This is a genomic window from Pseudomonas sp. St386, assembly GCF_018325865.1.
GTDB lineage: Bacteria > Pseudomonadota > Gammaproteobacteria > Pseudomonadales > Pseudomonadaceae > Aquipseudomonas > Aquipseudomonas brassicacearum.
Map to the genome: position 1 here is coordinate 5632378 of NZ_AP021900.1, position 18467 is coordinate 5650844.

The 18467-nt window shown below is 60.4% G+C and carries 20 protein-coding genes; 9 read left to right on the forward strand and 11 right to left on the reverse strand.

Annotation, left to right across the window (positions count from 1 at the left end):
* Positions 1-11 precede the first annotated feature (11 nt).
* Together eutB and KI235_RS24870 are read right to left on the reverse strand one after the other, a co-directional pair.
* The gene (eutB, locus tag KI235_RS24865; RefSeq protein ID WP_028236654.1) at positions 12-983 is read right to left on the reverse strand and encodes a hydroxyectoine utilization dehydratase EutB; all 972 of its coding nucleotides are present in this window, start codon (positions 981-983) and stop codon (positions 12-14) included.
* A gap of 144 nt (positions 984-1127) precedes the next feature.
* A complete protein-coding gene (locus KI235_RS24870; protein WP_003205380.1) occupies positions 1128-2522 on the reverse strand; it encodes a PLP-dependent aminotransferase family protein in 1395 nt (464 codons plus the stop codon).
* Positions 2523-2812: 290 nt separating this feature from the next.
* Between KI235_RS24870 and ehuB the strand changes: the two genes are divergently transcribed.
* The 5 genes from ehuB (at position 2813) to ehuA (ending at position 5932) form a co-directional block, all read left to right on the forward strand.
* Complete coding sequence (gene ehuB, locus KI235_RS24875; protein ID WP_003205381.1) at positions 2813-3667, forward strand: ectoine/hydroxyectoine ABC transporter substrate-binding protein EhuB; 855 nt, start codon at positions 2813-2815, stop codon at positions 3665-3667.
* Between the two features lie 84 nt (positions 3668-3751).
* Complete coding sequence (locus KI235_RS30700; protein WP_348532462.1) at positions 3752-3991, forward strand: ABC transporter permease subunit; 240 nt, start codon at positions 3752-3754, stop codon at positions 3989-3991.
* Positions 3946-4410: an ectoine/hydroxyectoine ABC transporter permease subunit EhuC gene (gene ehuC, locus KI235_RS24880; RefSeq protein WP_348532473.1), complete on the forward strand. Its 465-nt coding sequence runs from the start codon at positions 3946-3948 to the stop codon at positions 4408-4410. Before KI235_RS30700 ends, ehuC begins: the two co-directional genes overlap by 46 nt.
* A complete protein-coding gene (ehuD, locus tag KI235_RS24885; RefSeq protein ID WP_003205383.1) occupies positions 4407-5063 on the forward strand; it encodes an ectoine/hydroxyectoine ABC transporter permease subunit EhuD in 657 nt (218 codons plus the stop codon). Before ehuC ends, ehuD begins: the two co-directional genes overlap by 4 nt.
* Positions 5064-5137: 74 nt before the next feature.
* On the forward strand, positions 5138-5932 hold the full coding sequence (gene ehuA / locus KI235_RS24890) for an ectoine/hydroxyectoine ABC transporter ATP-binding protein EhuA (protein ID WP_027911433.1): 795 nt from the start codon (positions 5138-5140) through the stop codon (positions 5930-5932).
* Between the two features lie 224 nt (positions 5933-6156).
* On the opposite strand, the gene KI235_RS24895 is transcribed toward ehuA, so the two are convergent.
* Positions 6157-6891: an OmpA family protein gene (locus KI235_RS24895; RefSeq protein ID WP_003205385.1), complete on the reverse strand. Its 735-nt coding sequence runs from the start codon at positions 6889-6891 to the stop codon at positions 6157-6159.
* A 152-nt stretch (positions 6892-7043) separates the two neighbouring features.
* Entirely contained in the window at positions 7044-8219 is a 1176-nt protein-coding gene (locus tag KI235_RS24900) for an aspartate aminotransferase family protein (RefSeq protein ID WP_003205386.1), read from the reverse strand.
* A gap of 99 nt (positions 8220-8318) precedes the next feature.
* Here KI235_RS24900 and KI235_RS24905 point away from each other — a divergent pair, with 99 nt between their 5' ends.
* The 4 genes from KI235_RS24905 (at position 8319) to KI235_RS24920 (ending at position 12060) form a co-directional block, all read left to right on the forward strand.
* Positions 8319-9236: a LysR family transcriptional regulator gene (locus KI235_RS24905; protein WP_003205387.1), complete on the forward strand. Its 918-nt coding sequence runs from the start codon at positions 8319-8321 to the stop codon at positions 9234-9236.
* A gap of 149 nt (positions 9237-9385) precedes the next feature.
* Positions 9386-10399, forward strand: coding sequence for a sensor domain-containing diguanylate cyclase (locus KI235_RS24910; protein WP_003205388.1), 1014 nt, complete (start codon positions 9386-9388; stop codon positions 10397-10399).
* A 91-nt stretch (positions 10400-10490) separates the two neighbouring features.
* Positions 10491-11234 (forward strand): DUF72 domain-containing protein, encoded by a 744-nt coding sequence (locus tag KI235_RS24915; protein ID WP_003205389.1) that lies wholly within the window; start codon positions 10491-10493, stop codon positions 11232-11234.
* 121 nt (positions 11235-11355) lie between these two features.
* Positions 11356-12060, forward strand: a complete 705-nt coding sequence (locus tag KI235_RS24920) for a hypothetical protein (protein WP_003205390.1) — start codon at positions 11356-11358, stop codon at positions 12058-12060.
* Positions 12061-12272: 212 nt separating this feature from the next.
* Here the strand turns inward: KI235_RS24920 and KI235_RS24925 are convergent, their stop codons facing one another.
* From KI235_RS24925 to cyoA, 7 genes are all read right to left on the reverse strand, one after another.
* A complete protein-coding gene (locus KI235_RS24925; protein WP_003205391.1) occupies positions 12273-12587 on the reverse strand; it encodes a helix-turn-helix domain-containing protein in 315 nt (104 codons plus the stop codon).
* Positions 12584-12928: a hypothetical protein gene (locus KI235_RS24930; RefSeq protein ID WP_013694185.1), complete on the reverse strand. Its 345-nt coding sequence runs from the start codon at positions 12926-12928 to the stop codon at positions 12584-12586. The genes KI235_RS24925 and KI235_RS24930 overlap by 4 nt, the downstream gene beginning before the upstream one ends.
* A gap of 139 nt (positions 12929-13067) precedes the next feature.
* Positions 13068-13955: a heme o synthase gene (cyoE, locus tag KI235_RS24935; RefSeq protein ID WP_003205393.1), complete on the reverse strand. Its 888-nt coding sequence runs from the start codon at positions 13953-13955 to the stop codon at positions 13068-13070.
* A gap of 11 nt (positions 13956-13966) precedes the next feature.
* Positions 13967-14302, reverse strand: a complete 336-nt coding sequence (cyoD, locus tag KI235_RS24940; protein WP_003205394.1) for a cytochrome o ubiquinol oxidase subunit IV — start codon at positions 14300-14302, stop codon at positions 13967-13969.
* Positions 14303-14929 (reverse strand): cytochrome o ubiquinol oxidase subunit III, encoded by a 627-nt coding sequence (locus KI235_RS24945; protein ID WP_003205395.1) that lies wholly within the window; start codon positions 14927-14929, stop codon positions 14303-14305. It lies immediately after the preceding gene.
* Positions 14930-14932: 3 nt separating this feature from the next.
* Positions 14933-16963, reverse strand: coding sequence for a cytochrome o ubiquinol oxidase subunit I (gene cyoB / locus KI235_RS24950; protein ID WP_003205396.1), 2031 nt, complete (start codon positions 16961-16963; stop codon positions 14933-14935).
* Between the two features lie 3 nt (positions 16964-16966).
* Positions 16967-17914, reverse strand: a complete 948-nt coding sequence (gene cyoA / locus KI235_RS24955) for a ubiquinol oxidase subunit II (protein ID WP_003205397.1) — start codon at positions 17912-17914, stop codon at positions 16967-16969.
* Between the last annotated feature and the right edge of the window lie 553 nt (positions 17915-18467).

The following is an 18467-nucleotide window of genomic DNA, read 5'->3' on the forward strand; positions in this document are numbered from 1 at the left end:
GTTAGGGGTTATCAGGCGTTGGCGCCAGCGATCACGCGGGCATGGTGTTCGGTGTCGACGTTGCGCCCGCTGACCACCAGGACAATGGGGCCGCGCGGCTCGATCAGGCCGTCGAGCAGCGCCGCGATGCCCACCACGGCAGCGCCTTCGAGCACCAGGCGTTCGTGGTGATAGGCGTGGCGGATGGCATTGGCGATAGAGACTTCCGAGAGCAGATGTACGTCATCGCTCAGTTGCCGGGTCATGGCGAAGGTGTAGCGGTTGTCCAGGCCGATGCCGCCACCAAGGGAGTCGGCCAGCGTCGGCAGTTCCTCGATGTCCACGGGCTGCCCGGCGGCGAGGCTGGCGTGCATCGCGGCACCTCGGGCCATGCTGATGCCGTGGACTTGAATCGCTGGGTTGGCACTTTTGAGGGCCAGGGCAACTCCGGCGAACAGGCCGCCACCGGACAACGGCACCAAGACCTGGGCCACCTCCGGTTGCTGCTCGAGGATCTCCAGGCCGAGGGTGCCCTGCCCGGCGATGATCGCCGGGTGATCGAAGGGCGGCAAAAAGGTCGCGCCCTGCTCCCGGGCGATGCGCTCGGCCTCGCGCTGGGCATCGTCCTGGGACTGGCCGACGATGCACACCTCGGCGCCCAGGTCGCGGATCGCCTGCACCTTGTTGGCCGGCACCAGGTTCGACAGGCAGACCATCGCCTTGACGCCCTGCTGTGACGCGGCATGGGCCAGCGCTCGACCATGATTACCCGTCGACGCGGTGACCACGCCTCGGGCCTTTTGCTCGGAACTAAGTTGCGCGACGGCATTGCTCGCCCCGCGCAGCTTGAAGCTGCCGGTGATTTGCAGCGCCTCAAGCTTGAGGTACACCTCAACACCCATCAACCGCGACAAACTCGGGGAATGCTCCATGGGCGTACGCCTGACCTGCGACTCGATGCGCTGGCGAGCGAGGTAAATGTCCTGAAGCTGCAACCCTGTCATGACTGCGTCCCGAGCGGATGTGTTGGGCGCAGTCTAAGAGGGCTGGATTGTGGTGATGAATGTACTAGGGCAATTTAGATCGATTACTTGAACCCCCATCCCAAGCCCCTCACAAATCCCCTGTGGGAACTGCAGTGTGGGGCATCAGAAATCATGAATCTGCGGGTACTGGTTGAAGATCTGCCGCATGCCGATCAGCGCATGGCGCATTTCTTCGTCACTGCATTCGGCACCGACGCAGACCCGCACCGCGCGGGGCCTGGGGGTGCCGCGGACGGTGAACGGATCGGGCGAGGTCACGGCGATGTGCTTGTGCCGCAGCGCCCGCACCAGGCTGTCCACTTCCCAATGGGACGGGATACCGACCCAGGCACTCAAGGCATGCGGGTGCTGGCCCAGCAGATGTTCGCCCATGTACTCGGTGACCATCGCCTGGCGCCCGGCCAGCAGTTGACGTTGCAATTGCACCAGCGACTCGGCGCGTCCATCGCGAATCCAGCGGGTGGCGATCTCCGAGACCATGGGCGTGGCCATCCAACTGTTGACCCGCAGGATGCTCTCGGTGCGCAGGGCCAGGCGCTTGGGCACCACCAGATAACCGGTGCGCAGGCCCGTGAGCACCGACTTGGTCATGCTCGTGCAGTAGAACGACAGCTCCGGCAGGTAATGGCTGATGGGCGGCGCCCGGCGCTCGTCCAGCAGCGGGCCGTACACATCGTCTTCAATAATGTGCACACCGAAGCGCCGGGCAATCTCGGCGATTTCCCGGCGGCGGGCGTCGGGCATCAGGCTGGTGGTGGGGTTGTTCAGGTTCGGCGTGCACACCAGCGCCGTGATGCGCTCGTTGCTGCACATGTCTTCGAAATGTTCGGGGTCGATGCCATAGCGGTCCATCTCCAGGCCCTTGAGGGTGAAGCCCAGCACCTGGGAATTGCCGATCACGCCGTGGTCGGTCAAGCCTTCGCAGAGCACCACGTCATCAGGGCCCGCCAGCGAAGCGAGAGCCAGGAAAATCCCGTGGGCCGCGCCGTTGGTGATCAGCACATCGTTACGGTCGACTTTCAGCCCTTGCCGGCCGATCCACTGCGCCGCCGCTTCGCGATGGGATTCAAAACCGGCGATGGGGCGAAACGCATGAATCCACGGCTGATCCTCTTCAGTGCTCAGCGCCGCGCAGGTATCACGCCAGGCCTGGTCATGCTCGCGGGTGTGGAGGATGCGGGTGATGGAAAAATCCACCAGCGCTCGCTCGGGACTGTCGAGAATGTACGTCGCCACCCGGTCGCTCATGCGCCGCGAGACGAAACTGCCACGCCCGACCTCACAGCGCACCAGTCCCTGGCGCTCCAACTCCTTATAGGCGTTGGTGACGGTCTGCACGCTGATACCCATGGCGTCAGCTACCTGCCGTTGCGGCGGCAGGCGCTGGTCATTGGCCAGGGTGCCCTGTTCGATATCGTCGGCAATGGCCTGCACCAGAATCTTGTATTTGGATTCACCGCTGCGGGCGAGGTCCAAGGCTGACTTCCACTTATCCATGACAGCTGCAACCGGCGTGTGTAGGGGTGCGCACAGCATTGCGCGACCATCGCGGCAAAGCAATTGTCCTAGTGCAATACAATCGATGCCGGGGCTTTTGTATGCTCGGTCCAAGGTCGTCACCCAGGCGGGCTCATCGCCCTGACAAAAAGCCGGATCGACCTGTACCGGCGCCGTTCCCGATTCCAGGCCACGCCAGGATCCGCCGCTGTACGCTTTGCTCTTGTAACACTGCCTCCTACCACAGAGCCGTCAAACGACGGATCCACAAGAAACAGGAGATTTTATTGATGAGCAATTTTCTTCCCAGCACCGGTGCGCCCTTGCGTCGGCTCTTGTTGACCTGTGCCGTACTGGGCCTGGCCGGCAGCGTTCAAGCGGCCACCCTGGATACGATCAAAAGCAACAGCAGCATCCGGATCGGCTATGCCAACGAAACCCCGTTTGCCTTCACCGAAACCGACGGCAACGTTACCGGTGAGTCGCCGGAGATCGCCAAGATCATCTTCGCCAAGATGGGCATCAAGCAGGTCAATGGCGTGCTCACCGAATGGGGCTCATTGATTCCAGGCCTGCGGGCCGGCCGTTTCGATGTCATCGCCGCCGGCATGTACATCACCCCGGCGCGCTGCAAGCAAGTGTTGTTCACCGATCCGCAGTACCAGTTGCCCGATGCCTTGCTCGTGGCCAAGGGCAATCCGAAAAAACTCCACAGCTATGAAGACATCGCCAAGCAACCGGATGTGAAACTGGCAATCATGGCCGGCACGGTGAACCTGGCTTATGCCCGCGACTCCGGGGTCAAGGACGACCAGATCCTCCAGGTGCCCGACACCACCGCACAATTACAAGCCGTGCGCGCCGGACGCGCGGACGCTGCCGTCGGCACCCAACTGACCATGAAAGGCCTGGCCAGCAAGGGCGGCGACAAGGTGGAAGCGATGACCGAATTCAAGGACGACCCGTCCCACATCGGCTACGGCGCCCTGGCCTTCCGCCCCGAAGACAAAGACTTGCGCGATGCGGTCAATGCCGAGCTGAAAAAGTGGCTGGGCTCCGAAGAGCATCTCAAGACGGTTGCGCCATTCGGGTTCGACAAATCCAACGTGACCAGCAAGACCGCGGCCGAGCTCTGCGCTCAGTAGTCGCCAAAAACTGGCGTGCCGAAACGGGCATGACGCACGGTGCGTGATGCCTGTTCCCTGCTTCACCGGACATTGGGTTGAACCATGGGCGAATTACTTCCGTTATTGATACAGGGGGCTTGGGTCACGCTCCAGGTGACCTTCTTCGGCTCGCTGCTGGCCATCGTCGCGGCGGTGCTGGCAGCCCTCGGGCGACTCTCGCCGTGGCGAGCGTTGCGCTGGTTTTCCATCACCTACATCGAAGTGTTCCGTGGCACCTCGCTGCTGGTGCAATTGTTCTGGCTGTTCTTCGTGCTGCCGCTGCCCCCTTCAACGTTGAGCTGAGCCCTTACGCCGTGGCGATTGTCGGCCTGGGCCTGCACATCGGCGCCTACGGTGCGGAAGTGATGCGCGGCGCCATCAGTTCGGTCGCCAAGGGCCAATACGAAGCCTGCACGGCGTTGAACTTCAGCGGTTTTACGCGCTTCAAGCGGATCATCCTGCCGCAGGCGTTGCTGGCGGCGATTCCACCGGGCACCAACCTGTTGATCGAGCTGCTGAAGAACACCTCGCTGGTGTCGCTGATCACCTTGTCGGACCTGAGTTTCCGGGCGCGGCAGTTGGATCAGGCGACCTTCCAGACCCTGGAGATCTTCAGCCTGGCCCTGGTGATGTATTTCATCCTCGCCCAGGCCATCAACTTCGGCATGCGCCACATCGAACGACGACTGAGCCGGGGCCGGATGCGTGGAGGTCTGTCATGACGCTGTTCGACTGGTCCTATGCCGCACAAATCCTGCCGGACCTGCTGCGCGCCTCCCTCAACACCGTGGGCATTACCCTGATCGGTTTCCTGATCGCGATTGTCCTGGGATTGTTCCTGGCGATTGGCCGGCGCAGTCGCAAATTCTGGCTATCGTGGCCGGCCACCGCGGTGATCGAGTTCATCCGCAGCACACCGCTGCTGATCCAGGTGTATTTCCTCTACTACGTGCTGCCCAACTACGGCTTGAGCCTGACGGCCATGCAGGTTGGCATCCTCGGCATCGGCCTGCACTACGCCTGCTACATCGCCGAGGTCTATCGCAGTGGTCTGGATGCGGTGCCGCGGGCGCAGTGGGAAGCGGTGACGGCACTGAACATCGCGCCGTACGACGCCTACCGCAACATCATCCTGCCCCAGGCGCTGCGTCCGATCGTGCCGCCGCTGGGCAATTACCTGGTGGCAATGCTCAAAGACACGCCGGTGCTGTCGGCGATCACCGTGGTGGAAATCATGCAGCAGGCCAAGAACATCGGTTCCGAGAATTTCCGCTACCTGGAACCGATCACCATGGTCGGCCTGTTCTTCCTCGCCCTGAGCCTTGCCCTGGCTTATCTGGTACGGCGCCTTGAAACGCGCATGGAGCTACGCTAATGACTTTACCTCTGTCCACGCCCACCGACTTGTCCCGGCGCAGCACGCTGGCGTCGCAGCAGGAGGCCCCGGCCATGCAAGATCCAACAACGTCCCGGCCGATCGTGAGTTTCCAGGACGTGACCAAAAGCTATGGCAGCTTCACCGTGCTCGACCATCTGAACCTGGATGTCGCCCCCGGTGAAAAGGTCGCGATCATCGGCCCCAGCGGCTCGGGCAAGTCCACGCTGCTGCGGGTGTTGATGACCCTGGAAGGTATCGACCAAGGCCAGATCCGCGTCGAGGATGACTCCCTGACCCACATGCCCAACCGCAACGGCGTGCTGGTGCCGGCCAACGACCGACACATCCGCCGGGTGCGCGGCAAGATCGGCATGGTGTTCCAGAGTTTCAACCTGTTTCCCCACATGACCGCGCTGCAGAACGTGATCGAGGCGCCGGTGCAGGTGCTGGGCATGAACCCGAAAGAAGCCCGGGAGCGCGCCGCCGACTTGTTGGAGCTGGTAGGGCTGGGCAATAAGCTCGACCATTACCCGTCGCAGTTGTCCGGCGGCCAGCAACAGCGGGTGGCGATCGCCCGGGCGCTGGCGATGCGGCCCAAGGTGATGCTGTTTGACGAAGTGACCTCGGCGCTCGACCCGGAGCTGTGCGGCGAAGTGCTGAATGTGATCCGCAAACTGGGGGCCGAACACAACCTGACGATGCTGATGGTGACCCACCAGATGGGCTTCGCCCGGGAGTTCGCCGACCGGGTGTGTTTCTTCTACAAAGGGCAGATCCACGAACAGGGCACCCCGGCGCAGATCTTCGAGAACCCGCAGCAGGAGCGTACGTGTGCGTTCTTGAGTGCGGTAAAAGAGGCGAATTGATCCCCTTGTGAACACCTTTGGGCGAGGAGACTTGTGGGAGCAAGGCTTGCCCGCGATGAAAGCGATGCGGTCTTTCAGAAAATCGAGGCGCCTGTTTCGCGAGCAAGCTTTGCTCCCACAAATCCCCTCGCCACAAGTGGCGGCATCAGGCGGATAGAAACTGACAACCATAAAAAAACGGGGGCCCTGTTTCCAGAGCCCCCGTTTCATTTGCCGCCCAGCCGTTATGGGTATTGCTGGTAAGTCTGGCCCTGCTGTGCCGGTGCCTGGTACTGCTGGCCGGGAATGGCCTTGAGGTTGACCTCGACACGACGGTTTTGCGCACGGCCATTGACGTCGGCGTTGCTGGCCACCGGGTTGTCCGGGCCGGCGCCACGGGCCGACAGGTTGGCACCGCTCACGCCCTGGGACGTCAGGTAGGTCGCCACGCTCTGCGCACGACGCTGGGACAGGTCCATGTTGTGCTGGCGGCTGCCGGTGCTGTCGGTGTAGCCGACGATTTCAATCTGGTTCTGGTTGAACTCCTTGAGGGAGTTGGCCAGGTTGTTCAGCGGCTGGTAGAAGCTGGACGCGATGTTCGCCGAGTCGGTGGCGAAGGTGATGTTGCCCGGCATGATCAGCTTGATCTGGTCGCCCTGGCGCTGCACTTCAACGCCGGTATTGGCCATGCTCGCACGCAGCTTCTTTTCCTGCTGGTCGGCGTAGTAGCCGTAACCGGCCGCGGAAGCCCCCACCACCGCTGCACCGATCAACGCCCCCTTGCCCCGGTTATCGTGACCGATGGCCGCACCGGCCAACGCCCCCGCCAGTGCACCGAGGCCGCCATACTTGGCGGTTTTGCTCATGCCCGAAGATTCGGTAGAGGCCTGGCCCTGGTTGTCGTAGGGGTTAGGCGACGCACAGCCGGACAACAGGGCCACAGCAGTTGCGACAACGATCAAGCGACGCGAGGTGAACATGAAGATGCTCCTGGGTTTTCAGTCTGAATGCCAAAGTGTAGGCAATCGACTCTGGCAGGCGTTGGAACGCGGCAATCGTTAAAAATTCCGTCGCGCTGCGTTGCGCTTCGCCCGGCTGACCGATAAGAAACCGGCGTCCGGGCGAACGCCCCTCACCCCTGCGCCAGACAGCGGCTTACACCCCGGACAATCATCTCCACTTCCCGCCCATCGATCGTCAACGGCGGCAGCAGGCGGATGGTCTGGCCCCGAGTGATATTGATCAGCAGGCCGTGGTCCCGGGCGGCGCGCAGGGCCAGGTCGCGAACCGGCTGCTTGAGTTCGATGCCGATCATCAACCCCTGGCCGCGAATCGCCAGGACATTCGGGTTGTCCGCCAACTCGGTGCGCAGCCGGCTCAGCAACTGTTCGCCCTGATGCCTGGCGTTGTCCACCAGCGCTTGTTGCTCAATGATCTCCAGCACCGTGCAGCCGACCCGACAGGCCAGTGGATTACCGCCAAAGGTGCTGCCATGGCTGCCAGGGGTAAACAGTTCAGCCGCCTTGCCCCTTGCCAGGCAGGCCCCAATGGGCACGCCGTTGCCCAAGCCTTTGGCGAGGGTCATGACGTCCGGCACGATGCCCTCGTGCTGGAACGCGAACCATTGGCCAGTGCGACCGATGCCGGTCTGGATCTCGTCGAGCATCAACAACCAGGCGCGCCGGGTGCACAGTTCCCGCAGGGCCTTGAGATAACCCGGCGGGGCGAGTTGCACACCACTTTCGCCCTGGATCGGTTCCACCAGTACTGCGACGATGCGCTCGGCATGAGCCTGCTGGATCGCTTCCAACGCCGCCAGATCGCCGAACGGCACCTTGATGAAATCCCCCGGCAAGCGGTTGTAGCCCAGCCGCACGGACGGACCGTCACTGGCGGACATCGTGCCCAATGTGCGCCCGTGGAACGCATTATCCATGACCACCACCAATGGCTGCTCAATGCCTTTATGCCAACCATGGAGGCGCGCCAGTTTCAGTGCGGTTTCGTTGGCCTCGGCGCCTGAGTTGTTGAAAAACGCCCGCTCCAGCCCCGACAGCTGAGTGAGCTTTTGCGCCAGGCGCTGTTGCCAATCGATGCTGTACAGGTTCGACGTGTGCAACAGCAGGCCGGCTTGCTCGCTGATGGCGGCCACCAACCGCGGGTGGGAGTGGCCGACATTGGTCACTGCCACGCCCGCCACCGCATCAAGGTATTCGCGGCCGTCCTGGTCCCACAGGCGCGTACCCAAACCATGGGTGAAACTCAGCGCCAGGGGTTGGTAAGTGGTCATCAGGCAGGCAGCGGTCATGGCATCAAGCTCCATTTGGTTGGTTTTTTCCAGTATGGTTAGCCACCAAGGCTGGATAAACTCCGCTTTACTTCAATCATTTAAAAGCTGAGCTTGATAATGGACTTGTTCCAGGCGATGACCGTTTACGTGAAGGTGGTAGAAACCGGAAGCCTGACGGCGGCGGCCCAGGTATGCGAAATGTCCACCACCATGGTGGGCAATCATCTTCGTGCACTGGAGCAACGTCTCGGCGTGCGCCTGATCAACCGTACGACGCGGCGCCAGCGCCTGACCGAGTTCGGCTCGGCCTACTACCAACGCTGCCTGGAAGTGCTCGGGCTGGTGGCCGATTCCGAGCGCCTGGCCGAGCAGACCCAGGGCGAGCCCACCGGCACCCTGCGCATCACCGCGCCACTGACCTTCGGCTCCGAGCGCCTCGCACCGGCGCTGGCCGAATTCAGCCAGCGCTTCGCTCAAGTCAAGCTCGACGTGGTGCTGACCAATCAGCGGTTGGACCTGCTCGAACATGGATTCGACGTCGCCATCCGCCTCGGCCATCCCGACCCGAAACTGATTGCCCGGCCATTGATGGACTACACCCTGACCATCTGCGCCTCCCCTGCCTACCTGGCTCGGCGCGGCACACCGGAAAAACCCACGGACCTGCAGCAGCACGACTGCCTGTCGTTCGCCTATTCGGCAGCAGACGAATGGCGCTTCGCCCAGGATCACTGGCCGATCAACGGGCCGGAGGGCGAGATCAAGGTCCCGGTGAACGGGCCGATGCTGATCAACAGTTCCTCGGGCCTGCATCGCGCCGCCCTGGCCGGGATGGGCGTGGTCATGCTGCCCGATGCGCTGGTGGCACAGGACCTGAAGGATGGACACCTGGTGACGTTGTTGCAGGGCTACCAATTGCCCCATCGCCCAATGAGCCTCATGTACGCGCAGGATCGCTACCGTTTGCCGAAGCTGCGCAGTTTTGTCGAGTTCGCGCTGGAGAAATGGGGCAAACCCCCAACACCAGCCGAATGATGTTGTGGCGAGGGGATTTATCCCCTCGCCACAAAAGCGTGCCCTGGCTTGGCTGTACGTCGCTACCCCGCTAGTGACCCCGCCCCCCATCAGCTACTCTTCCTCCTTGGACGAGCATTTTGATATCAAGGCTGATTGAGGGAACGACGATGGGAGATGCCTCGAACATCGATATGCTGCGGTTCGACCTGTCCGATCTGGACGAAGGCGTACTGCACACCATCCTGGAACTGGTCAGCGATGGCATCTGGGACTGGAATGCCAACACCGGCTTCGTCTACCGCAACCCCGGCTGGTACACGATGCTTGGCTACCAGCCTCATTCACTGGACAACACCGTGCTGACCTGGGAGAGCGTGATCCACCCGGATGACTATCCACGGGTCATGGCGTTGTTCGACGACTACCTGGAACACCGATCCCACGTCTACCAAGCCGAATACCGCTGCCGCACCCACGACGGTTCCTACATCTGGATCGAGGATCGCGGCTACGTGATCGCCCGTAACCCAGACGGCACGGTGGCGCGCATGATCGGCGCCCATCGCAGTATCGATGACAAGAAACGCCTGTTCGAACAACTGGAACGGCGCAACAAATCCCTGGAAGCCGTGATCGAAGAACGCACCCGCGAACTGTCCCGGGTCAACCATCAGTTGCAGATCCAGCTCGACGAAAACCGCAAGCTTGCCGAAACCGACGCCCTGACCCGGGTCGCCAACCGTTATCGCCTGGACCAGGCGCTGCCGCTGGCCTGTGAGCGCGCGCAGCGTTTTCGCGAGCCGTTATCGCTGATCGCCATGGACGTGGATGATTTCAAGGACATCAACGATCGCTACGGCCACGCCTTTGGCGACGCAGCGTTGATACAAGTGGTGCAGAGCGTCAAGCGCTGCGAGCGCGGCGGCGACTTGCTGGTTCGCTGGGGCGGTGACGAATTCATCATGATCTTGCCCAACACCACCCTGGCCGACGCCCGCCTGCTGGCTGAGAGCATTCGCCGGGGTCTGTCCGACCTGCTGCCGGTGGGCGACTTCCAGATCACCATGAGTTTTGGCGTGGTGCAGCGACTCGAGGATGAACAGCACGCCGTGTTGCTGCACCGGGCGGACCAGGCGCTGTATCGCTCCAAGATGTCGGGCAAGAATGTGATTTGTGAATGAACCGAGCCCAGGCCCGAAGGCAAAAAAGAATGCAGACATGAGGCGCTGCCAACGGTCATAGGCTGTATCCCTAGCAATCAGGCTTTCACCCTTGCCGACTCGACCGCCCTCCCTCTCACGCCTTTACCTGGGCTGCGCCGGCTGGTCGCTGCCCCGGGAGCACTGGCCGGCCTTTGCTGTCGACGGGACTCATTTGCAACGCTATAGCAGCCGATTCCCGGCCGTGGAAATCAACAGCTCGTTCTACCGCCCTCACCGTCCCGCCACGTATGCAAAGTGGGCAGCCAGCGTGGCCCGGGATTTTCGTTTCTCGGTCAAAGTGCCCAAACAGATTACCCATGAACGGCGACTGATCGACTGCGGAGGGCTTGTGGATGAATTCCTCGGGCAATGCTCGCAACTGGGAGAACAGCTTGGTTGCCTGTTGATTCAGTTGCCACCGTCGCTGGCCTTCGATGCCGCAGTGGCCGGGGGGTTCTTCAAGGCCTTGCGGGACCGTTATCAGGGTTACGCAGTGCTTGAGCCGCGACACCCGAGCTGGCTCATGCCCGAGGTCGCAGCGATGCTGCAAGACGAATGCATCGGCCGTGTCGCCGCCGATCCGTCCCCCTTGCCCGGCGGCGATCAACCCGCAGGCTGGCCCGGCATTCGCTACTACCGCTTGCACGGCTCACCACGAATTTACTACTCAGCTTACGAAGACGCCCGGCTGGAGCACCTCGCCCGAACGTTGAAAGCCGACCCCGACACGCCGACATGGTGCATCTTCGACAACACCGCCAGTGGCGCCGCGACGCCGGATGCGTTGCGGCTGATGGATTTGCTGCGCGACTGAAATAGACACCGGTGACCGGTCCGACCGTGACAACACCGCCCGCGTCCAATAGATTAGGCGACCGGAAAAAAGCTCAATGCCTTTCTCGCCTCATCCCGCTAACAGAAGTAGTGAAATTTCAATGTCCGATTCCAACACCGCTGAATCCTTAGTCACCCTGTCGTCCAAAGCGGAATACGAAAACTCCATCAATCTTTCACAGCATCTGCCCCAGGCCAAAACCATCAGCGAAATGGTCCTCGATGCGTTCCAGTCGAATCGCGAAAGCGACCAGATCCGCGAACTGCGCAACGCCATCCGCCAGGCTCACGATGCGTTCGACGACGACAAGGCCTATGAACTCATGGGCCAGCTCAAACAACTCAAGGACGCCGAAGCCGCCGATTTCGCAGCCCTGGAAGACCTGAGCAGCCGCTTCCCGATCAGCCGTATCCTCTCCAGCTACAAGGACGACCCGTCGTTCCAGGAACTGGTCTACGGCCTGGCCCTGAAAGTACTGAACCAGACCCACCAGGCCATCAGCAACCCGAGCGGCAGCAAGGGCAAGGCCTCGCGGGCCAAGAAGGAAGCCGAAGTGTTTGTTATCAGCAAGGATGGCATCAGCGTCACCCTGCCCCTGCGCACACCACGCTCCAAGCCGAACGTCGACCGCGAGGCCTTCGAGTTCCTGGGCTTCAATTTCGTAGGCGAAGGCGACGAAGCCGAGCTGGAAAGCGAAACCTTCCTGGACAATGACGGCACCGAACAACAGGCCACCCGCAAAAGCATCGTCACCGCCCTGCAACAGCAGAAAGCGTTCGATGGCTACAGCATCGCCCAGCAATAAGCCCATGTGGGAGCGAGCTTGCTCGCGATCGATAGTCCCCACGCTCCGCGTGGGAATGACTCCTCGGACGCTCCGCGTTCGGCTCTTGGGGGACGCAGAGCGTCCCAGGCTGCATTCCCACGCGGAGCGTAGGAGCGATCCTCCAGGCAGTGGCCATGAAAAAGCCCCGCGCTTCTCTCGAAGGCGGGGCTGTTTTCATGGATATGAGCTGATCAAACAGCGCCAAGCCGTTCGACCATATCTGGAAACTTCTCGACCAGCTTGATCAACAAAGCCGCCTGGGCGTTAGGCTTGGACTTCTCCTGCTCCCAGTTCCTGAGCGTACCTGGACTGGTCCTGATGCTCTTGGCGAAAACGGCTTGAGACATGTGGAGCTTGTCGCGCAACGCCACGATTTCTTGGGCAGACACCTCGGGAACCGGTTTGTCTTCGATCGATATCTGGCGAAGGGTAATCTTGCCCTCCCGGTGGGCGGCCATCTCCTCGACGCCTTGCATCATCTCGGCAAACAGATCGCGCTTTTTCATAAGGTACCTCGTACTTTCAACTCAGCTTCTATGGCGCGTTTGAGCGTCTTCTCTTGCTCGGAGGTCAGGTTTTCCAACTCGTCCTTGTCATAAATCGCGAACATCCAGAACTGACGATCGTTCATGAGCCAATAGTAAATAACGCGCAACCCGCCTCGCTTCCCTTTACCACGACGTTCATCGAACCAGCGCAGCTTACGAAAGCCGCCGGTACGTGGCATGACGTCACCAACCTCTGGATGCTGCAGCATATAGGACTGAAGCAGGCGATACTCATCATCAGTCAGGTAATGGCCAACCGTGTCGGTGAATGTAGTCGTTTCAAAAAATAGGGTACGCATGGCAGAAACTATAGGCAAATTGCGCATAGTTCAACAAACCATAATCTATTGCGACGAATGACAGCCAATCCACACCTCACCTCAACAAAAAGCCCCGCGCTTCTCTCGAAGGCGGGGCTTTTTTTGTGGCGTCTGAAGCTTAAGGCGCGTAGGTCAGCAGCAGCTCACTCGGCACCTTGAAGTCCAGGGACATCATGACGCTCAGGGCGGTGATGGTGAAGATCGAGAACACGAACAGCTTGCGTGCCCAGACCGTGTCATCCACCGCCTTGTAGCCGGTCCAGGCCATGTACAGCCAGTACATGCCCATGGCGGCGGCGACGGCGAGGTAGCTCATGCCGGCGTAGCCACTGAAGGTCAGCATCAAGGTCGCCACGAGGAAGGCCAGGATGTACAGCAGGATGTGCTTCTTGGCCACCCGGATACCGCGCTTGACCGGTAGCACCGGAATCGAGGCCGCCAGGTAGTCGTTGAAGCGGAAGATCGCGATGGCGTAGGAATGCGGCATCTGCCAGAGGCTGAACATCACCAGCAGCGTCAGCGCAGCCATGTCGAAGCTGTTGCTGACCGCCACATAGCCGATCACCGGCGGCATCGCCCCCGACAGGCTGCCCACCAGCGTGCCGTGGACCGACTTGCGCTTGAGGTACAGGCTGTAGAGGCCGACGTAGATGACAAAACCGATCACCGCGAACAACGCAGCCAACGGGTTGGCCACCGAGTACAACAGCGCCACGCCGGCCACGCCCAGCACCGTGGCGAACGCCAGGGCCAGTTGCACCGGAATCAGGCCCTGGACCAGCGCCCGATTCTTGGTGCGTTCCATCTTGATATCGATGTCACGGTCGATGCAGTTGTTGAACACACAACCGGACGCCACCACCAGGGAAGTGCCGATCATCGCCGCCAGGAAGATGGCCAGATCGACATGCCCTTTCGAGGCCAGGAAAAACCCGCCTGCCACAGAAAGCACGTTACCGAAAATGATCCCCGGCTTGGTGATTTGGATAAAGTGCTTCAGGGACATCCGGACTTTCCTCAGTGCGCCATCATGTTGGTGTGGATGCTGAACATGATCCACAACGACAGGCCAACCAGCAGGACAATCACGATCGCGGCAAAGACAAACGCGACCACGTTGTTACGTTGGGCGGCGGAGCGGTCCAGGTGCAGGAAGTACACCAGGTGCACCAGTACCTGGACCACGGCGAAGATCAGTACGATCCACAGGGTCAGGCTCTTGGGCAGCGATGGGTACATCACCAGGCCGAACGGAATGACGGTCAGGATCACCGACAGAATGAAACCGATGGCGTAGGACTTGACGCTGCCGTGGCCGGCGTCGTGGCCATCATGGGAATGTGCGTTAGCCATTTACAGGGTCCCCATCAGATAAACAACGGTGAATACGCAGATCCACACCACGTCCAGGAAGTGCCAGAACAGGCTCAGGCAGCTCAGGCGCGTCTTGTTGGTGGCGGTCAGGCCGTTTTTCTGGACCTGGTACATCATGATCGCCATCCAGATCAGGCCGCTGGTCACGTGCAGACCGTGGGTGCCGACCAGGGTGAAAAACCCGGACAGGAAGCCGCTGCGGTTAGGGCCGTAGCCCTCGGAGATCAACATGTGGAACTCGTTGATCTCCATGCCGATGAAGCCGGCACCGAACAGGAAGGTCATGGCCAGCCAGCCCAGTACCTGGGTTTTCTTGCCCTTGAACAACGCCAGCATGGCGAAGCCGTAGGTGATCGAGCTAAACAGCAGCAGCGCGGTTTCGCCCAGTACGTACGGCAGTTCGAAGATGTCGTGGCCCGATGGGCCACCGGCGACGTTGTTAACCAGCACCGCGTACGCTGCGAAGATCGACGCAAACAGAATGCAGTCGGTCATCAGGTAGAGCCAGAAACCGAATACGGTCATCTCGCCCGAGTCGTGGTGATGGTCATCGTGCCCATGGTCATGACCATGGGCGTGTCCAACAGTGGTCACTAAGTTCGACATGGTTTAAGCCTGTTCCAACGAGGTTTCAACACGGGTGGCGGTGGCAGGGACTTTCCCGGCCGCTACCAGACGTTTGTGCTGCTCGGCTTCGATGCGCTCGATGACATCCACCGGCACCATGTAGCCCTGATCGTCACGGGCAGCATGGATAGCGAAATACACCACGGTGCCGACCAGGCTGGCGATGGCCAGCCACCAGATGTGCCAGATCATCGCGAAACCGAACACGGTCAGCAGCGCGCCCATGACCACACCGGTAGCGGTGTTGTTGGGCATGTGGATCGGCTCGTACTTGGCCGGGACCGGGTACGCGGTGCCGTTTTCCTTGGCTTCGGTGAACGGGTCAATGACGTCTGCTTTTGGCAGCACGGCGAAGTTGTAGAACGGCGGTGGCGAAGAGGTCGACCATTCCAGGGTATGGGCATTCCACGGGTCACCGTGGTCGCACATGTTCTCTGGCTTGTTGCGATCGCGCACGCTGACATACAACTGGATCAGCTGGCAGGCGATACCAACAGCGATCATCACCGCACCGAACATGGCGACGTACAGGTACGGCACCCACTCAGGGTTGGTGGTGGTGTTCAGGCGACGGGTCATGCCCATGAAGCCCAGTACATAGAGCGGCATGAACGCGACGAAGAAGCCGGTGATCCAGAACCAGAACGCTGCCTTGCCCCAGCCTTCGTGCAGCTTGAAGCCGAACGCTTTCGGGAAGTAGAAGGCGAAGCCGGCGATGTAGCCAAACACGGCGCCACCGATGATCACGTTGTGGAAGTGCGCGATCACGAACAGGCTGTTGTGCAGCACGAAGTCAGCACCCGGGATGGCCAGCAATACGCCGGTCATGCCGCCGATGGCGAAGGTCACCATGAAGCCCAGGGTCCACATCACGTGGCTGGTGAAACGCAGGCGGCCCTGATAGATGGTGAACAGCCAGTTGAATAGCTTCACCCCCGTCGGGATCGAAATCAGCATCGTCGCCAGGCCGAAGAAGGCGTTGACGCTGGCGCCCGAACCCATGGTGAAGAAGTGGTGCAGCCAGACCATGAAGCCCAGTACCGAGATCGCGCCGCTGGCGTAGATCATCGAGTGGTGGCCGAACAGTTTCTTGCCGGAGAAGGTCGAGATGACTTCGGAGAAAATCCCGAACGCCGGGAGGATCAGGATGTACACCTCAGGGTGACCCCAGGCCCAGAACAGGTTGACGTACATCATCGGATTGCCACCAAGTTCATTGGTGAAAATGTGGAAATCCATGTAGCGGTCAAGCGTCAGCAGAGCCAGGGTAGCGGTCAGGATCGGGAAGGAAGCGACGATCAGGACGTTGGCCCAGGTGCAGGTCCAGGTGAAGATCGGCATGTCCATCAGCTTCATGCCCGGGGTACGCATTTTGACCACGGTGGCCAGGAAGTTGACCCCCGTCAGCGTTGTACCCAACCCGGATAGCTGTAGCGCCCAGATGTAGTAATCCATCCCCACGCCCGGACTGTATTGCAGGCCCGACAGCGGTGGATAGGCAACCCAACCGGTCTTGGCGAATTCGCCAACGCCCAGGGACAGGTTGATCAGCACTACGCCGGAAACCAGCAACCAGAAGCTCAGGGAGTTCAGGAACGGGAAGGCGACGTCACGGGCGCCGATCTGCAGCGGCACTGCAAGGTTCATCAGGCCGGTGAAGAATGGCATCGCCATGAAGATGATCATGATCACACCGTGGGCGGTGAAGATCTGGTCATAGTGTTCAGGCGGCAGGTAGCCAGGCGAACCCTCGGTGGCCATGGCCAGCTGGGTACGCATCATGATGGCGTCGGCAAAACCACGCAGCAGCATGACCATGGCGACGACGATGTACATCACGCCGATTTTCTTGTGGTCGACCGATGTCAGCCACTCGGTCCACAGGTAGGTCCACTTCTTGAAGTAAGTGATTCCCGCGAACAGCGCCAGACCGCCGAGTGCGATGATGGCGAGGGTCACCATGACAATCGGCTCGTGGAACGGGATCGCTTCCCAACTTAATTTACCAAACATCGTTTACTCCTCTGCCCCGGCAGCTGAATGCGAACTCATGTCCATCCCTTCCATGTTGTGGGCCACTTCCTTCTCGTTCTTCTCGTGGTGCATCGGCTTGCCCGGATTCATCCCTTCATACTTGTCGATGATGGTCTGGAACAGGTTCGGTGTAACCGACGAGTAGAGTTCGACTGGATTGTTCTGGCTCGGCTTGGAAAGGGCTTCGTATTCAGCTTTTTCAAGCTGTTTAGGTGCCTTCTTCACATCGTTGACCCAGGCGTCGAAATCTTCCTGGGTCGTGGCGATTGCTTTGAACTTCATACCGGTAAAGCCCGCGCCGCTGTAGTTGGCGGAGATACCGTCGAGTTCGGCGTTCTGGTTGGCGATCAGGTGCAGCTTGGTCTGCATGCCCGCCATCGCATAGATCTGGCCGCCCAGGCCCGGGATGAAGAACGAGTTCATCACGGTGTCGGAAGTGACCTTGAAATTGATCGGCGTGTGGGCCGGGAACACGATCTTGTTGACCGTGGCAATGCCTTGTTCCGGATAGATGAACAACCACTTCCAGTCCATGGAGACCACTTCAATGGTGATCGGCTTGACGTCGGAATCCAGCGGACGATACGGGTCCAGGGCGTGGGTCGACTTGTAGGTGACGTAACCCAGGGCAATGATGATCAGAACCGGAATGGTCCACACCGCCACTTCGATCTTGGTCGAATGCGACCACTTCGGCGTGTAGGTGGCATTGGTATTGGTTGCGCGGTACTTCCAGGCGAACAGGAAGGTCATGACGATGACCGGCACAACGACCAGCAACATCAGCAGCGTAGCGGTGATGATCAGGTTTCGTTCATCCAGGCCGACCTGGCCCTTGGGATCGAGCAAGGTCATGTTGCAGCCTCCCAGCAGCAACGTGCCGAGCAGCGGCAACAAGCCTAGTAATCGGGGGTACCTGTTTTTACTCATCTCACGACCTCTAAAGCAGCTTGCGCAATGCAGTTGGGTTTTGATCGCCAACACTTCACCCTGCCAAGGGTTGGCATTTTCTTGGATTGAATAAGGGCTGCCCGTCGAACGTCAGCGGCTGTTCGACACATCCTGGGCCAGCAGTGAGTTCTTATTCGTTGGTCAAAGGCCTAGTTCAAGCCCAATTCCATTTGGTGCGGGTAGTTGGAGGCACCGACACCTGGGGTCGCATGGGGCGCTGGCGCCCTTCGACCACTCTCGTGCTCAAGCTTGAGCCGGGTCGGAAAATCGGTGCGGGCGATTGTAGTGAGCTGAGGCGCTGTAGACCATGTCTCATCTCGAAATAATTTTTATCCGATCCGGCAACAATCTTTCGCAGATATTGCAACAAGCCAGTATGTTATCGAAATTAATTCTCAACAAGAACCCCAAAAAACGTAGGGCTACTATGCCCGATTTAGACAGCTCGACAGGATCACGAAGAGCTTTTTTGCCCGGCAAGCGCCCAGTTTTCGGGGGCTCTGGCGCCCGACGCTTCGCTGTTAAAAATGCC

Bases quoted from the DNA above. Each gene is read 5' to 3' on its own strand.
- eutB (WP_028236654.1), bottom strand. From the start codon at position 983: ATGACAGGGTTGCAGCTTCAGGACATTTACCTCGCTCGCCAGCGCATC.
- KI235_RS24870 (WP_003205380.1), bottom strand. From the start codon at position 2,522: ATGGATAAGTGGAAGTCAGCCTTGGACCTCGCCCGCAGCGGTGAATCC.
- ehuB (WP_003205381.1), top strand. From the start codon at position 2,813: ATGAGCAATTTTCTTCCCAGCACCGGTGCGCCCTTGCGTCGGCTCTTG.
- KI235_RS30700 (WP_348532462.1), top strand. From the start codon at position 3,752: ATGGGCGAATTACTTCCGTTATTGATACAGGGGGCTTGGGTCACGCTC.
- ehuD (WP_003205383.1), top strand. From the start codon at position 4,407: ATGACGCTGTTCGACTGGTCCTATGCCGCACAAATCCTGCCGGACCTG.
- ehuA (WP_027911433.1), top strand. From the start codon at position 5,138: ATGCAAGATCCAACAACGTCCCGGCCGATCGTGAGTTTCCAGGACGTG.
- KI235_RS24895 (WP_003205385.1), bottom strand. From the start codon at position 6,891: ATGTTCACCTCGCGTCGCTTGATCGTTGTCGCAACTGCTGTGGCCCTG.
- KI235_RS24900 (WP_003205386.1), bottom strand. From the start codon at position 8,219: ATGACCGCTGCCTGCCTGATGACCACTTACCAACCCCTGGCGCTGAGT.
- KI235_RS24905 (WP_003205387.1), top strand. From the start codon at position 8,319: ATGGACTTGTTCCAGGCGATGACCGTTTACGTGAAGGTGGTAGAAACC.
- KI235_RS24910 (WP_003205388.1), top strand. From the start codon at position 9,386: ATGGGAGATGCCTCGAACATCGATATGCTGCGGTTCGACCTGTCCGAT.
- KI235_RS24920 (WP_003205390.1), top strand. From the start codon at position 11,356: ATGTCCGATTCCAACACCGCTGAATCCTTAGTCACCCTGTCGTCCAAA.
- KI235_RS24925 (WP_003205391.1), bottom strand. From the start codon at position 12,587: ATGAAAAAGCGCGATCTGTTTGCCGAGATGATGCAAGGCGTCGAGGAG.
- KI235_RS24930 (WP_013694185.1), bottom strand. From the start codon at position 12,928: ATGCGTACCCTATTTTTTGAAACGACTACATTCACCGACACGGTTGGC.
- cyoE (WP_003205393.1), bottom strand. From the start codon at position 13,955: ATGTCCCTGAAGCACTTTATCCAAATCACCAAGCCGGGGATCATTTTC.
- cyoD (WP_003205394.1), bottom strand. From the start codon at position 14,302: ATGGCTAACGCACATTCCCATGATGGCCACGACGCCGGCCACGGCAGC.
- KI235_RS24945 (WP_003205395.1), bottom strand. From the start codon at position 14,929: ATGTCGAACTTAGTGACCACTGTTGGACACGCCCATGGTCATGACCAT.
- cyoB (WP_003205396.1), bottom strand. From the start codon at position 16,963: ATGTTTGGTAAATTAAGTTGGGAAGCGATCCCGTTCCACGAGCCGATT.
- cyoA (WP_003205397.1), bottom strand. From the start codon at position 17,914: ATGAGTAAAAACAGGTACCCCCGATTACTAGGCTTGTTGCCGCTGCTC.